At 70.0% G+C, this 13,553-nt stretch carries 13 protein-coding genes; 5 read left to right on the forward strand and 8 right to left on the reverse strand.

Annotated elements, in window-relative coordinates; all coding sequences use genetic code 11:
* Window positions 1–58 precede the first annotated feature (58 nt).
* Window positions 59–1,015 carry an HpcH/HpaI aldolase/citrate lyase family protein gene (locus C8K38_RS16465; protein ID WP_077042430.1) on the reverse strand — a complete coding sequence of 319 codons (957 nt, stop codon included), beginning with the start codon at window positions 1,013–1,015 and terminating at the stop codon, window positions 59–61.
* 32 nt (window positions 1,016–1,047) lie between these two features.
* Between C8K38_RS16465 and C8K38_RS16470 the strand changes: the two genes are divergently transcribed.
* From C8K38_RS16470 to C8K38_RS16490, 5 genes are all read left to right on the forward strand, one after another.
* Window positions 1,048–2,319, forward strand: coding sequence for a magnesium transporter MgtE N-terminal domain-containing protein (locus C8K38_RS16470; RefSeq protein WP_077042431.1), 1,272 nt, complete (start codon window positions 1,048–1,050; stop codon window positions 2,317–2,319).
* Complete coding sequence (locus C8K38_RS16475) at window positions 2,312–2,842, forward strand: DUF1003 domain-containing protein (RefSeq protein WP_097212508.1); 531 nt, start codon at window positions 2,312–2,314, stop codon at window positions 2,840–2,842. Before C8K38_RS16470 ends, C8K38_RS16475 begins: the two co-directional genes overlap by 8 nt.
* 86 nt (window positions 2,843–2,928) lie before the next feature.
* The gene (locus tag C8K38_RS16480) at window positions 2,929–3,981 is read left to right on the forward strand and encodes a lytic transglycosylase domain-containing protein (protein ID WP_097212509.1); all 1,053 of its coding nucleotides are present in this window, start codon (window positions 2,929–2,931) and stop codon (window positions 3,979–3,981) included.
* Between the two features lie 240 nt (window positions 3,982–4,221).
* On the forward strand, window positions 4,222–5,061 hold the full coding sequence (locus C8K38_RS16485) for a lytic transglycosylase domain-containing protein (protein ID WP_097212510.1): 840 nt from the start codon (window positions 4,222–4,224) through the stop codon (window positions 5,059–5,061).
* A 24-nt stretch (window positions 5,062–5,085) separates the two neighbouring features.
* Complete coding sequence (locus C8K38_RS16490; RefSeq protein ID WP_097212511.1) at window positions 5,086–6,222, forward strand: Mrp/NBP35 family ATP-binding protein; 1,137 nt, start codon at window positions 5,086–5,088, stop codon at window positions 6,220–6,222.
* 9 nt (window positions 6,223–6,231) lie between these two features.
* On the opposite strand, the gene C8K38_RS16495 is transcribed toward C8K38_RS16490, so the two are convergent.
* The 7 genes from C8K38_RS16495 to C8K38_RS16525 are packed head-to-tail and all read right to left on the reverse strand — an operon-like array spanning window position 6,232 to window position 13,547.
* On the reverse strand, window positions 6,232–7,443 hold the full coding sequence (locus tag C8K38_RS16495; RefSeq protein WP_097212618.1) for a vWA domain-containing protein: 1,212 nt from the start codon (window positions 7,441–7,443) through the stop codon (window positions 6,232–6,234).
* A gap of 9 nt (window positions 7,444–7,452) precedes the next feature.
* A complete protein-coding gene (locus tag C8K38_RS16500; protein WP_097212512.1) occupies window positions 7,453–8,106 on the reverse strand; it encodes an SRPBCC family protein in 654 nt (217 codons plus the stop codon).
* 13 nt (window positions 8,107–8,119) lie between these two features.
* Window positions 8,120–9,034 carry an AAA family ATPase gene (locus tag C8K38_RS16505; protein WP_097212513.1) on the reverse strand — a complete coding sequence of 305 codons (915 nt, stop codon included), beginning with the start codon at window positions 9,032–9,034 and terminating at the stop codon, window positions 8,120–8,122.
* A gap of 3 nt (window positions 9,035–9,037) precedes the next feature.
* Window positions 9,038–9,622, reverse strand: a complete 585-nt coding sequence (locus tag C8K38_RS16510; RefSeq protein ID WP_097212514.1) for a nucleotidyltransferase family protein — start codon at window positions 9,620–9,622, stop codon at window positions 9,038–9,040.
* Window positions 9,619–10,515 (reverse strand): XdhC family protein, encoded by an 897-nt coding sequence (locus tag C8K38_RS16515; protein WP_097212515.1) that lies wholly within the window; start codon window positions 10,513–10,515, stop codon window positions 9,619–9,621. The genes C8K38_RS16510 and C8K38_RS16515 overlap by 4 nt, the downstream gene beginning before the upstream one ends.
* A gap of 51 nt (window positions 10,516–10,566) precedes the next feature.
* Entirely contained in the window at window positions 10,567–12,984 is a 2,418-nt protein-coding gene (locus C8K38_RS16520) for an aerobic carbon-monoxide dehydrogenase large subunit (protein WP_097212516.1), read from the reverse strand.
* A complete protein-coding gene (locus C8K38_RS16525) occupies window positions 12,981–13,547 on the reverse strand; it encodes a (2Fe-2S)-binding protein (protein ID WP_097212517.1) in 567 nt (188 codons plus the stop codon). The genes C8K38_RS16520 and C8K38_RS16525 overlap by 4 nt, the downstream gene beginning before the upstream one ends.
* Window positions 13,548–13,553 lie beyond the last annotated feature (6 nt).

Genomic DNA, 13,553 nt, shown 5'->3' on the forward strand with positions numbered 1-13,553 from the left:
CTGTGCTCCCTCATCGGTGATTCAGCTCGTGAGAACTGCACTCTCGTCGATGTCCATCTTACTGAGAGTTCGGGTCGAACCGTGTGGTCCGCACCATGCCTGCCGCGCGCCCCTTGCCCGCGACGACCAGCGCCATCTTGGCGCTCGCCTCGTCGATCATCTCGTCACCGAGCATCGCGGCGCCGCGCCCGCCGCCCGCCGCCGAGGTGTGGAACTCGTACGCGTCGAGGATCATCTCGGCGTGGTCGTAGTCGGCCTGACGCGGGCTGAAAACCTCGTTGGCCGCATCGATCTGGCCGGGGTGGAGCACCCACTTGCCGTCGAAACCGAGCGCCGCGGTCCGCCCGGCGGCGCGCCGGAAGGCCTCGACGTCGCGGATCTGCAGGTACGGCCCGTCGATCGCCTCGAGCCCGTGCGCCCGCGCCGCCATCAGGATCGTCATCAGGATGTGGTGGTAGGCGTCGCCCGGCTCGTAACCCTCCGGCTGCTCGCCGACGACAAGGGTGCGCATGTTGATGCTCGCCATGAAGTCGGCGGGCCCGAAGACCAGCGTCTGCACCCGCGGGCTGGCGGTCGCGATGGCGTTGATGTTGGTCAGGCCGATCGCGTTCTCGATCTGCGCCTCGATGCCGATCCGGCCCACCTCGAGCCCATTGGCCCGCTCGACCTGGGTGAGCAGCAGATCGAGTGCCTGCACGTGACTCGCGTCGGTCACCTTCGGCAACAGGATGGCGTCGATCCGGGCACCTGCGCCGGAGACCACCTCGATGACGTCGGCGTGGGTCCACTCGGTGGTCCAGTCGTTGACCCGGACGACCCGGATCTGCTCACCCCATCCGTCGGAGTTCAGCGCATCGACGATCTCGGCCCTGGCCTGTGCCTTGGCGATCGGTGCGACGGCGTCCTCGAGATCGAGGAAGATCTCGTCGGCCGGCAATCCCTTGGCCTTGTCGATCATCTTCCTGCTGCTGCCGGGAACGGCAAGAATCGACCGACGCGGACGCGCGACCTGCATGTGGACCTCCAGTGTGAATTAGCCTGGCCATCATGGCAGCAGTGAGCAAGGTCTTCGTAGCCAGGCTCGCCGGCCTGGTGGTGCTCGGGCCCGACGGAGAATCGATCGGTCGCGTCCGCGACGTCGTCATCACCATCCGGGTCGGCCGACAACGCCCCCGAGTCCTCGGCCTGGTCGTCGAATTGCTCACCCGGCGAAGGATATTCATCCCGATGCTGCGGGTGACGGCCATCGAGCCCGGCTCGGTGACACTGACCGGCAACGTGAGCCTGCGCCGGTTCACCCAGAAACCCGGCGAGGTGTTGGCCCTGGCCCAGATACTCGACAGCCGGGTGCGTGTCGACGACCCCGAACACGACGACCTGGCCGGTCAGGAGGTTCTGGTCGCGGACCTGGGCATCGAGCTGACCAGGACGCGGGACTGGGTGGTCTCCCGCGTTGCGGTCCGCAAGCCCCGAGGCAGGCTCGCCCGCCGCACCGCGATGCAGATCGTCGACTGGCAGCACGTGCAGGGGCTGACGCAATCCCAGCTGGCCCTGCCGGGACAGGGCGTCTCGCAGCTGTTGGCACAGTTCGAGGGCATGCGTCCCGCCGACGTCGCCGAGGCCATCCGCGAGCTTCCCGACAAGCGCCGTCACGAGGTCGCGGTCGCGCTCGACGACGAGCGGCTCGCGGATGTGCTGCAGGAGTTGCCGTCCGACGATCAGACCGACCTGCTCACCCACCTCGAGGTGGAACGCGCGGCCGACGTGCTCGAGGCGATGGACCCCGACGACGCCGCGGACCTGCTGGGCGAGCTGCCCGACGCCGAGGCCGAGTCGCTGCTGCAGCTGATGGATCCCGAGGACTCCGAGCCCGTGCGCCGGCTGCTCGAGCACTCCCCCGACACCGCGGGCGGCCTGATGACGCCCGAACCGGTGATCCTCACGCCCTCGACCACCGTCGCCGAGGCGCTGGCCCGGGTCCGGAACCCGGATCTGACGCCTGCGCTGGCCAGCCTGGTGTTCGTCGTCCGGCCGCCGATCTCGACGCCGACCGGCCGATATCTCGGTTGCGTGCACCTGCAGCAGCTGCTGCGGGAGCCGCCCGCGACCCTGGTCGGCGGGGTGCTGGACACCGACCTCACCCGGCTCGACCCGGACGAGTCGCTGACGGCGGTGACCCGCTACTTCGCGAGATACAACCTGGTGTGCGGACCGGTCGTCGATGACGAGGAACACCTGCTCGGCGCCGTCACCGTCGACGACGTGCTCGATCACCTGCTCCCTGAGGACTGGCGCGAACAGGAAGTGGCCGATGAGTGAGAAGCGGACATCGTCGGAGAAGACGACTGCACTGAGCGCACGTCAACGGCTCGACACACCGCGCGGATCCCGGCTGTTCAATTTCCAGATCGACGTCGAAGCCGTCGGCCGGGTCGGCGAGCGGTTCGCTCGGTTCCTCGGAACCGGGCGGTACCTGGCCATCCAGACGATCGTGGTGATCGTCTGGATCACCCTCAACGTGTTCGCGGTGCGGCTGCAGTGGGATCCGTACCCGTTCATCCTGCTCAACCTGGCGTTCTCCACCCAGGCCGCGTACGCCGCGCCGCTGATCCTGCTGGCGCAGAACCGGCAGGAGAACCGGGACCGCGTCTCGCTCGGGGAGGACCGGGCCAGGGCGGAACAGACCAAGGCCGACACCGAGTTCCTGGCCCGCGAGCTCGCCGCGCTGCGCCTGGCCGTCGGCGAGGTGGCCACAAGGGACTACCTGCGCCGCGAGCTCGAGGAGATCAAGTCCCTGCTGACCCCGCAGGATGAGGAAGAGCCGAGGCCCCCGCGCCGGTAGCACCACCCGAAAGGGCCACCACCTGCGTATCCACTCTGTAATCTGGGTCACATTTCGTGGGTTCGGGCATTGCGAAGGGTGGGCGCATGCGGATCAGGGGTCTCGCGGCCGGGTCGACGGCGACGTTGGTCGCGGTCGGGGCCGCTGCCACAGTCGTGGGCGCCGCGCTCGGCTTCGGACCGTTCGGTACCGCCGCACCCGCCCTGGCCGGGGTCGCGGTCACGACGCAGGACGCCCCCGATCCCGCGGGCACGGTCGGGGTGCTGCCACCCGCGCCCAGGCCGGCCCGCGCACCGCACGCATACACCCCGCCCCCACCGGTCCAGTTCGAGCTGCCGCCCGCGCTGGCGCCCCGCCTGTCGCCGATGCCCGCGGCGATCACGGTGAGCGAACTCGGCATCCCCGAACTGGTGCTCGGCGCGTACCGGATGGCCGAGTCGACGATGGCCACGGAGGCACCGGACTGCGGGGTGACATGGCATCTCCTGGCCGGGATCGGCCGGATCGAGTCCGGGCACGCGGGCGGCGGCCGTACCGACGCGGCGGGCACCACGCTGACCCCGATCCTGGGACCGGTCCTGAACGGGCACCTCGCGGGAAACCAGGTCATCACCGACACCGACGACGGCGCCCTGGACGGCGACAAAAAGCACGATCGCGCGGTCGGGCCCATGCAGTTCATCCCCAGCACCTGGACGCGGTACGCCGCCGACGGGAACGGCGACGGCACCGCCGACCCGAACAACGTCTTCGACGCCTCGCTCGCGGCCGCCCGGTACCTCTGCTCGGGTGGACTGAACCTGCGCGACAGCGCCCAAGAAGTCCGGGCGGTCCTGCGCTACAACAATTCGATGGCCTACGCCGCCAATGTGCTGGCGTGGTCCGCGGCATATGCGGGCGGCGGGACGCCCGCCCCCGGTTCGATCCCGGAGGTCCGGCCGGAGCCGGCCGAGCCGACGTCGGCACCCGAACCGGGACGCGCCGTCGATGCGGCCGCACCCGTCGCGCCCGCCGCACCGGCCCCAGCACCGGCGCCACTGATCCCCGGCCTGCCCGAGCTGCCGTGCCTGATCTTCTGTCCGCCGCCCGGCGGCACTCCCGCCGCGCTGGCGACGCCGCCTCCCCCGCCCGCACCCTGACAGTCCGGACGGAACGCTCGGCATCCCTTCGCCAGGTCTCGAACGGGTTCACTTTTCGGTCTCGACGCGCCCTCGGCGTGACCTAACTGAAACTATCCAATTTTCTTCGCTGACCAGTGATTACCTCCAGAATCCCGTTACGCAGATCACGGTAAAGTAACGGAAGTATCTCGAATTCGGGTAGCCTCGGCTCCGGTCGATAACAAATCAGTGCCCCGACCGGGACGCAGGAGGATCACCGTGGGTCGCCACAGCAAGAAGAACGATTCGAATCTTCGCCGCAACTCCGTCGTGGCACTCGCCGGGTTAGTCCCCGCCGGGCTGGTCGTCGGGACCACGGCAAGTGCCTCCCCCTCGCTCCCGTTCACGGTCGCCGCCGACTCCGCACCGATCGCCGACGTTCCCGCCGCCCCGCAGCCCGAGGCCGAGCCCGCCGCCGTGGCCACGCCCGCCGCCGAGGCCGCCCCGGTCCTCGCGCCCGCCCCCGAGCCCGCACCGGCGCCCGCGCCCGCCCCCCTGCCCGAGGGACCGCTCGGCATCCCCGGCGTCAACTTCGCCGCCTACCAGTCCGCCGAGAAGCTGCTCGCCAAGGACCTGCCCGGCTGTGGCATCAGCTGGATGCAGATCGCGGGCATCGGCATGGTCGAGTCGCACCACGCCAACGGCGGCAAGGCCCACGACAACGGCGACGTGTTCGAGCCGGTCATCGGCCTGCCGCTCAACGGCAGCCTGCCCGGACAGGCCGTCATCATGGACACCGACGGCGGCGCCCTCGACGGCGACACCGTCTACGACCGCGCGGTCGGCCCCACCCAGTTCATCCCCACCACCTGGGCGCAGTTCGGCGCCGACGGCAACGGCGACGGCAAGATCGACCCGCAGAACCTGTTCGACTCCGCCGCCGCGACCGGCAAGTACCTGTGCGACCGCGGGACCAACATGCGCGACATCGGCTCGGCCACCATGGCGATCCACCGCTACAACAACTCGATGGCGTACGTGGCCAACGTGACCGCATGGGCGCTGGCCTACTCGACCGGCATCACCCCCACCGCGGACGCCCTGCCGCGTATCCACTGAGTCCAGGCCACCTAGGATTAGGGCATGCCAGTAGTGACCGAGTCCGACGTTCGTAGCGCGCTGTCCCGGGTGCTCGATCCGGAGATCCGCAAACCCATCACCGAGCTGGGGATGGTCAAGAGCGTCGCGCTGTCCGACGACGCCAGCGTCGACATCGAGATCTACCTGACGACCGCGGGCTGCCCCATGCGGACCGAGATCACCGATCGGGTCACCAAGGCGGTCGCCGATGTGTCCGGCATCGGCGCCATCCGCGTCGAGCTCGACGTGATGAACGACGAGCAGCGCACCGAGCTGCGCAAGTCACTGCGCGGCGACTCGGCCGAGCCGGTCATCCCGTTCGCCCAGCCCGGCTCGCTGACCCGCGTGTATGCCGTGGCATCCGGCAAGGGCGGCGTCGGAAAGTCTTCCGTCACAGTCAATCTCGCGGCCGCCATGGCCGCCCGCGGCCTCTCGGTCGGTGTCCTCGACGCGGACATCTACGGCCACTCGGTCCCCCGGATGCTCGGCACCGACGCCAAGCCGACGCAGGTCGAGCGGATGATCATGCCGCCGCAGGCGCACGACGTGAAGCTCATCTCGATCGCGCAGTTCACCCAGGGCAACACCCCCGTCGTCTGGCGCGGGCCGATGCTGCACCGCGCGCTCCAGCAGTTCCTGGCCGACGTGTTCTGGGGCGACCTGGACGTGCTGCTGCTCGACCTGCCGCCCGGCACCGGTGACGTGGCGATCTCCGTCGCCCAGCTGATCCCCGGCGCGGAGATCCTGGTGGTCACCACCCCGCAGCAGGCCGCGGCCGAGGTGGCCGAGCGGGCGGGCGCGATCGCGCTGCAGACCCGCCAGCGCATCGTCGGCGTCGTGGAGAACATGTCCTGGATGGAGCTGCCGGACGGCACCAGGATGGAGGTGTTCGGCTCCGGGGGCGGTCAGGCCGTGTCCGACCGGCTCACCAAGGCCGTCGGAGCGAAGGTCCCGCTGCTCGGACAGATCCCGCTCGAGCAGGCGGTCCGCGAGGGCGGCGACGAGGGCGTCCCGATCGTGCTCAGCGATCCCGACTCCCCGGCAGGCACCGCGCTGCGGGATATCGCCGAGAAGCTCTCGGTCCGCTCGCGCGGCCTGGCGGGCATGTCGCTCGGCATCGACACCACGCGGCACCTGTAGGTCCGGCGCTCAACGGCCGCGCCACGCGGCGGCACCGATCACCTCGAGCGCCTCACGCACCGAGATCAGGGTGTCGGCGGCCAGCAGCCGGTCGCAGTACGGGAGCGCCGCGGCCATCGCCCCGACCAGCGGCTCGAACCCCGTCGCCCCCGCGCGTGGGTTGAGCCAGATCACGCGGTACGCCCTGCGGTGCAGGCGGGCCATCGCGGCGCCCAGCTGCTGCGGGCTGTCGCTGTCCCAGCCGTCCGAGGCGATGAGCACCACCGCCCCACGCAGCGCGTTGCCGTGGTGCGACGCGAGCAGGTCGCGCACGCTGCCGCCGATGTGGGTGCCGCCGAACCGGTCGACCACCCTGTCGTTGGCGTGCGCGACCGCGGCCTCGGCGGATCGGTGTGCGAGCACGGCGGTCAGCCTGGTCAGCCGCGTCGAGAAGGCGAAGACCTCCGCGTCGCCACGGGTCACGGCGGCACGCATCAGGTGCAGGTAGACGTCGGCATAGGGCTGCATGGACTGGCTCACGTCGCAGAGCATCACCATCCGCCGGGGCCGGATCACCGGCCTGGTGCGCACGATCGTCAGGGTCTCCCAGCCGGTGCGCCGAGACCGGGCGATCGTCTCCCGGAGCGCGATCCGCCTGCCCGCCGGGTGGCGTCGCCTTCGCCTCGTGCGTCGCCTCGGCCAGGCGACCGATGCCTCGTCCAACCAGCTGCGTAGTGCCCGCAACTCGTCCTCCCTGAACTCCCCGAACGGCCGGCCCTCCACCGCCTCCAGGCGGCCAGGCAATCGCAGGGGCAGGCTCGGCCCCTCCTCGCCGCGGTCGCGGGTGACCCGGACCGCCTCCATCGTCGCCCAGGGCAGTCCGACGCCCTGCGATTGCGTCGAGTCGCTCCCCGCGCGCGACACCAGCGCCGCAATGTGGGAATCGGGCAGCGAATGACGCAGCGCGCGGTGTGCATTCGGGTCCATCGCCAACAGCGACGCCCCGAAGACGCCCGTGAAGACCCGGTCGAAGCCGGCGAGATCGGCCTGCCTGCGCACCAGAGTCAGGCGCGCCGCCCAGTACAGGCGGGACATCGACGTCGGCCGCAACGACGACAGCGCCCTGGCGAACTCGGCCGCGGCGCCCTCGGTCACCGGGATCCGCGCTGCCCGCAGGCGCATCGTCAGCGCAATGGAGAAGGCCGCCAGGTCGATCCCCCTTGCCAGTGCCGGTTCGGCCATGACCACGGCTCAATGTCGCCACAGGAATCGAATGGCCAGCCCGACCACGAGACCGGCCAGCAGCGCCGCCGCGAGTGGGAGCAGCCGCTTCGCGAGGGCCGGTCCGGCCAACCCGAGCAGGTCGAGCGGCTCGGGCTCATGGGCCGGTTCCGGCGCCGCGACGAGCGCACCGGGTGCCTCCTCTGCCTGCGCCGCCGTCTCCGGCTCGCTTGCCTGCTCCCCCGCGGCCAGCTTGGCCTCGAGCGAGGCGGCGAACTGGTTCATCATCTTCTCCGACACCTGTGCGATGACGCCGCTGCCGAACTGCGCCAGCTTCCCGACCACCTTCATGTCGGTGTCGACGGTCACCCTCGTCGCGTCGCCCTCCTCGACCAGCCGCGCGGTGATGGTGGCGGAGGCGTTGCCCGCGCCCCGCGAATCCCGGCCGTTGGCCTCGATCACGGCTCGATGCGCCGCTCGGTCGGTTTCCCTGAACGCCGCCCGGCCGGAGAACTCGCTCGTCACGGGGCCGACCTTGACCTTCATCTTGCCCAGGTACGCGTCGCCGTCGCGCCCCGTCAGCTGCGCACCCGGGAGCAGAGGCGCGACCACATCGAGATCGGTCAGGGTGTCCCAGGCCGTCTCGATCGGCGCGTGCACCGTGAACTGATTTTCCAGCTTCATCGCCCTTGACCTCTCATGTGGTGACATCGGGTGCCGCGCACGGCGTGGCCCGATCGCGTTCGTTGTGGTCGAGCAGCGCGACGATCGAGTCCCGGTCGTCCGGGGTCTTGGCGATCGCACCGAGGCTCGTGACCGCCTCGGCGCGGCCGAGTTCGGTCGCGCCCAGTGCCGCGAGCGCCGACACCCAGTCGATCGACTCGGCCAGACCGGGCGGCTTGTCGAGGTCGAGCCCGCGGGCTTCGCCGACGAACTCGGTGACCTGTTTGATCAGCGCTGTGTTCGCCTCCGGTACGGTGCGCCGCAGGATCGCCACCGCGCGTTCGGGTTTCGGATACTCGATCCAGTGGTAGAGGCAGCGCCTGCGGAGCGCGTCGTGCAGATCGCGGCTGCGGTTGGAGGTGAGGACCACCACGGGCGGTCGCTCCGCGGCGAAGGTCCCGAGCTCCGGCACCGTGACGGACGACTCGCCGAGGAACTCGAGCAGCAATGCCTCGAATTCGTCATCGGCACGGTCGATCTCGTCGACCAGGAGCACGGGTGCCCCTGCGCCCCTGTGCCGCACGCACTGCAGAATCGGGCGCGGCAGCAGGAACTCCTCGGTGAACAGATCCGACTCGTCCAGCCGGCCGGCGCGCGACTCGGCCATCCGGATCGCGAGCAGCTGCCGTTGGTAGTTCCAGTCGTACAGGGCCTCACCGGCACCGAGCCCCTCGTAGCACTGGAGCCGGATCAGCGTGGTGTCGAGCGCGGCGGCGAGCGCCTTCGCCGCGGTCGTCTTACCCACTCCCGGCTCGCCTTCGAGCAACAGTGGCCGCCCGAGCGCCAGTGCCAGGTAGATCGCCGACGCCGTGCCCTCGTCCAGCAGGTAGTCCTGCGCGTCGAAGCGCCCGACGACGTCGGCGAGATCGGCGAACCCGGGCCGGCTCATGGCTCACCGAGAATCCTGCGCCTGCAGCGCCAGGTAGTCGTCCCAGGTGTCGACATCGAGCGGGATCTCGGCATCGACCGGCACCTCCAACACCGGGATCCGGCCCGATTCGAGCAGTTTCCACACCCCCTTGTCGCCGTGCAGCCCCCGCAGCTCGGGAAAGATACTGCGACCGAACCAGAGCGGGTGCCCGCGGCCGTCCCGGTATCGGCAGACCGCACTCGCGTCCGACGTCGCGACGTCGAGCAGTGCCGCGACCGTCGCCGACCGGACCCCGGGTTGGTCGCCGAGCATCAGGACGATGCCCCGCGCGTTCGGGTCGACCTCGTCCAGCGCGCGCGAGATCGTCGAGGCGCAGCCGGAACCGAAGTCGGGGTTGTGCACGACCTGTACCCCGGACAGGTCGACGGCGGCCTCCACCTCGGCCGCCGCCCCGCCGAGGGCCACCAGCACCTGGTCGAGGCGGCACTCGCGCGCGACCCGCAGCACCGCCGCCAGTAGCGGGGCGCCCCGGTACTCCAGCAGCTGCTTGGGCCTGCCGAGGCGGGCCGATCCCCCGGCCGCGAGGACGATGCCGGTGACCGTCACGGGGACCGCTCCCGCGCGTACTGGTCGCGGCACCCGGCGCTGCAGAACCAGTAGGTCTGCCCGTCGAGCTCGACCCGCGGGGTGTCCGCGCGGACCGTCACCGTCATGCCACAGTTCGGATCGGTGACCGTGTCCTGCGCCGCGGCGGCGAGTGCGGCGTCCAGAGCCGGGCTTCGGCGGGCCAGCTCGCCGAGCCGAATGCCATGCACGATCTGCGCGAGGATCGACAACGCGATCTCGGCAGGGGTGCGCGCGCCGATGGGCAACCCGGCCGGGGTGTGGATCCTGGCCCGCTCCGCCTCGTCGAGTTCGAGCTGATCCAGCACGCTCGCGCCGCGGATCCTGCTGGCGACCAGCCCGATGTATCCCACGCCGGCGTCGAGCGCGGACCTGATGGACTCCGCCTCGTTCCCCCCGAGTCCGACGATCACCGCCGCCACCGCGTCGCCGGGCCTGCCGCCCTCCTCGACCCGCTCGATCTGGAACCCCAGCATCCGGGCCAGCTCGGCGACCGCGTCCGCGGCGGGGTTGGTGCCCATCAGATACAGCCGCGCGGCGGGCAGTCGCGGCGCGAGGAAGATCTCCAGTGCGCCCCCGGACAGGCACGGGTTGACGACGACCGTCGCCCCCGGCGCCTCCGGGAACTGGGCCTGGCCGTCCGGCAGCACCCGCAGCAGCACGCTCTCCTCGGACTGCAGGGCATCGAGCGCGGCCCTGCGCACCGAACTCTCGGCGCACTGACCGCCGACGAAACCCTCGATGGTGCCGTCCGGCAGCACGATCGCCTCGTCGCCGGTGTGCGCGGAAGTCGGCGGCTCGGCCCGCACCACGGTCGCGTGCACGAACGGTTGCCTGCGGTCGATCAGCTCGGCGATCCGCGCGTTCGTCTCCATGCCCGCACCCTCCTGCGCTGTGCTGGGTCCTGCCCGGTCTCCGGCCGCGGGCTAGATCGGTGGTGCCGCTCTGCCCTGCATCGCCTCCCACACCCGCGAGGGTGTCAGCGGCATGTCGGCGTGCCGGACGCCGAACGGCTTCAGCGCGTCTACCACGGCGTTCACGACGGCGGGCGGCGAACCCACGGTCGCCGACTCGCCGACACCCTTGGCGCCGATCGGATGGTGCGGCGACGGCGTCACCGTGAAACCGGTCTCGAGGTGGGGCACCTCGAGCGCCGTCGGGATCAGGTAGTCCATCAGCGAGCCACCCAGGCAGTTCCCGTCCTCGTCGAACGCCATGATCTCCATCAGCGCCATCCCGATCCCGTCGGTGATGCCGCCGTGCACCTGTCCCTCGATGATCATCGGGTTGATCCGGGTGCCGCAGTCGTCCACCGCGAGGAACCTGCGCACTTTTACCTCGGCGGTGCCGGGATCGATGTCGACGACGCAGAAATACGATCCGTACGGGTAGGTGAGATTCTCGGGGTTGTAACAGATCTGGGCTTCGAGCCCGCCCTCGAGACCCTCCGGCAGGTCGCCGGCACCGTACGACCGCATCGCGATGTCCTGGATCGTCACCGCCGTCGTCGGATCGCCCTTCACGTGGAAGGAACCCTTCTCCCATTCGAGGTCGGCCACGGACACCTCGAGCATGCCCGACGCGATGATCTTCGCCTTGTCCCGCACCTTCCGCGCGACCAGCGCCGCGGCCGCCCCGGACACCGGCGTCGACCGGCTGCCATAGGTGCCGAGGCCGAACGGGGTGTTGTCGGTGTCGCCGTGCACCACGTCGATGTCGTCCGGCGGGATGCCGAGCTCCTCCGCGACGATCTGCGCGAAGGTCGTCTCGTGCCCCTGCCCCTGGCTCTGCACCGACAGCCGAACCACGGCCTTGCCTGTCGGGTGCACGCGGAGTTCGCAACCGTCCGCCATGCCGAGCCCGAGGATGTCCATGTGCTTGCGGGGCCCGGCACCGACCGCCTCCGTGAAGAAGGACATGCCGATGCCCATCAGCTCGCCCCGCTCACGCTTCTCGGCCTGCTCCCGGCGCAGGTCGGCGTAGCCGATCATGTCCATGGCCTTGCGCATGGTCACCTCGTAGTCGCCCGAGTCGTAGACCCAGCCGGTCTTCGAGGTGTAGGGGAACTGGTCCGGCTTGAGCAGGTTCTTCAGCCGCAGCTCGGCGGGATCCATGTCGAGGTCGTACGCGAGGCAATCGACTAGTCGCTCAACGAGATACACCGCCTCGGTGATCCGGAACGAGCAGGCATACGCCACCCCACCCGGAGCCTTGTCGGTGTAGACGGCGGTCATCTTGCAGTAGGCGGCCTCGAGGTCGTAGCTGCCCGTGAACACCCCGAAGAAACCGGCCGGGTACTTCACCGGAGCCGCGGTGCCGTTGAAGGCGCCGTGGTCGGCGAGCACGTTCGTCCGGATCGCGAGGATCTTGCCCTCCCTGGTGGCGGCGATCTCGCCCTGCATGATGTAGTCCCGCGCGAACCCGGTGCTCATCAGGTTCTCGCTGCGGTCCTCCATCCACTTGACCGGCTTCCCGGTCACCAGCGAGGCGACGATGGCGCACACGTATCCGGGGTAGATTGGCACCTTGTTGCCGAACCCACCGCCGATGTCCGGCGAGACGACCCGGATCTTGTGCTCGGGCAGCCCGGCCACCAGTGCATACAGGGTCCGGTGGGCGTGCGGCGCCTGGGAGGTGGACCAGAGCGTCAGTTTGCCGTTGACCGCGTCGAAATCCGCTACGGCGCCACAGGTTTCCATCGGCGCCGGGTGCACGCGGGGGTAGACGATCTCCTGGGTGGTGATCACCTCCGCCCTGGCGAACGCCTCCTCCGTCGCCTTCGGATCGCCCGCCTCCCAGTCGAAGACGTGGTTGTCGGTCTTGCCCTCGAGGTCGGTTCGGATCACCGGGGCGTCGGGCGCGAGCGCCTTGCGGGCGTCGATCACCGGATCGAGGATGTCGTATTCGACGTCGATCAGCTCGAGCGCATCACGCGCCGAGTACCGGTCCTCGGCGATGACGCACGCCACCTCCTGCCCCTGGAAACGCACCTTGTCGGTGGCGAGGACCGCCTGCACGTCGTTGGAGAGGGTCGGCATCCAGGCCAGTCCCTGCTCGGCCAGGTCGGCGCCGGTGATGACCGCCTTCACCTTCGGATGCGCCTGCGCCGCCGTCGTGTCCACGCGCACGATGCGTGCGTGTGCGACGGGCGACCGCAGGATGGCCAGGTGCAGCATGCCGGGAAGCACGATGTCGTCGACATAGTTCCCGCGGCCGCGGATGAAGCGGGGATCCTCCTTGCGGAGCATCCGCCCGTACCCGACCGGCTTCTTGTTGTTGTCGAAGTGTTCGTTGTCCGACTCGTCCGTCACTGGTCCGGTCGGTGGATGGTCGACGGTGGTCATGATGCACCTCCGGCGTGCTCGCTGACGCGCGGCGGTGAGGAGGTCTCGGGCTGCGCCGCGGTGGGACCGGTGCCGCGCTCCGGTTCCGGTTCGCGGGCCGCGCCCTCTTCGTGCGCCGCGGCCCACTGCACGGAACGGACGATCGTGGTGTACCCGGTGCACCGGCAGATCTGTCCGGAGATCGCCTCGCGAATGGCCTGCTCGTCCGGATGCGGGGTGCTGTCGAGCAGGGCCCTTGCGGTCATCATCATGCCGGGGGTGCAGAAGCCGCACTGCAGGCCGTGACATTCCATGAAGCCCTGCTGGACCGGGTCGAGTTCGCCGTCGCGTTCGAGGCCCTCGACGGTGCGCACCTCGTGCCCGGCGGCCATCGCGGCCAGCATCGTGCAGGACTTCACGGGCTCGCCGTCCACCAGCACCACGCAGGTGCCGCAGTTGCTGGTGTCGCAGCCCCAGTGGGTTCCGGTCAGCCGCAGCTGATCTCGCAGGAAGTGCACCAGGAGCATTCGGGGTTCGACGTCCTCCGTGACCTCACTGCCGTTGACGGTCATCGTCACCTGCATGTCTTT

This window comes from Rhodococcus sp. OK611, from assembly GCF_003050885.1.
In the GTDB taxonomy this organism is placed as follows: domain Bacteria; phylum Actinomycetota; class Actinomycetes; order Mycobacteriales; family Mycobacteriaceae; genus Rhodococcus_G; species Rhodococcus_G oryzae.